Here is a 1,446-nt window from a genome sequence, read left to right as displayed (position 1 = left end):
TGGTGTGTAGGTAAATCCGCACACTCCAAGGCCAGGCTGTGATGGGGAGCGAAAATTATAGTAGCGAAGGTCATGATCTCACACTGCCAAGAAAAGCCTCTAGCCAGGAAGCAGGTGCCCGTACCGCAAACCGACACAGGTGGGCGAGAAGAGAATTCTAAGGCGCGCGGAAGAACTCTCGTTAAGGAACTCGGCAAAATGACCCCGTAACTTCGGGAGAAGGGGTGCCCCGGTAGTGTGAATAGCACGAGGGGGCCGCAGTGAAAAGGCCCAAGCGACTGTTTAGCAAAAACACAGGTCTGTGCGAAGCCGCAAGGCGAAGTATACGGGCTGACGCCTGCCCGGTGCTGGAAGGTTAAGGGGAGTGGTTAGCGCAAGCGAAGCTATGAACCGAAGCCCCAGTAAACGGCGGCCGTAACTATAACGGTCCTAAGGTAGCGAAATTCCTTGTCAGGTAAATTCTGACCCGCACGAATGGCGTAACGATTTGGGCGCTGTCTCAACGAGAGATCCGGTGAAATTTTAATACCTGTGAAGATGCAGGTTACCCGCGACAAGACGGAAAGACCCCATGGAGCTTTACTGCAGCTTGATATTGAACTGGGGTGCGATTTGTACAGGATAGGTGGGAGCCTTTGAAGAGGGAGCGCAAGCTTCCTTGGAGGCGCCGTTGGGATACCACCCTGATCGCATCTGAGTTCTAACCTGGTACCGTGATCCGGTACAGGGACCGTGTCAGGTGGGCAGTTTGACTGGGGCGGTCGCCTCCTAAAATGTAACGGAGGCGCCCTAAGGTTCCCTCAGAATGGTTGGAAATCATTCGAAGAGTGTAAAGGCATAAGGGAGCTTGACTGCGAGACCTACAAGTCGAGCAGGGACGAAAGTCGGGCTTAGTGATCCGGTGGTACCGCATGGAAGGGCCATCGCTCAACGGATAAAAGCTACCCTGGGGATAACAGGCTTATCTCCCCCAAGAGTCCACATCGACGGGGAGGTTTGGCACCTCGATGTCGGCTCATCGCATCCTGGGGCTGAAGTAGGTCCCAAGGGTTGGGCTGTTCGCCCATTAAAGCGGTACGCGAGCTGGGTTCAGAACGTCGTGAGACAGTTCGGTCCCTATCTGTCGTGGGCGCAGGAAATTTGAGAGGAGCTGTCCTTAGTACGAGAGGACCGGGATGGACGCACCGCTGGTGTACCAGTTGTTCCGCCAGGAGCATCGCTGGGTAGCTACGTGCGGACGGGATAAGCGCTGAAAGCATCTAAGCGTGAAGCCCCCCTCAAGATGAGATTTCCCAACTAGTAAGACCCCTTGAAGACGACGAGGTAGATAGGTTGGGGGTGGAAGTGCAGCAATGCATGGAGCTGACCAATACTAATCGGTCGAGGGCTTATCCAATAAGCTTCTAAAACAGCGGTGTTTCGTTTCGGATTCAGTTTTCAGGTGAT

The 1,446-nt window shown here is 54.3% G+C and carries 1 rRNA gene (running past one end of the window); it reads left to right on the top strand.

Going from position 1 to position 1,446, the window contains the following annotated elements:
- Positions 1 to 1,396, top strand: a 23S ribosomal RNA gene (locus WH46_RS07150); its annotated part reaches 1,339 nt to the left of the window's first position; the annotation flags it as partial.
- Positions 1,397 to 1,446: the final 50 nt, after the last annotated feature.

The organism is Paenibacillus dauci, assembly GCF_000971985.1.
In the GTDB taxonomy this organism is placed as follows: domain Bacteria; phylum Bacillota; class Bacilli; order Paenibacillales; family Paenibacillaceae; genus Saccharibacillus; species Saccharibacillus dauci.
This window is presented reverse-complemented; position numbering and strand designations above follow the sequence as displayed.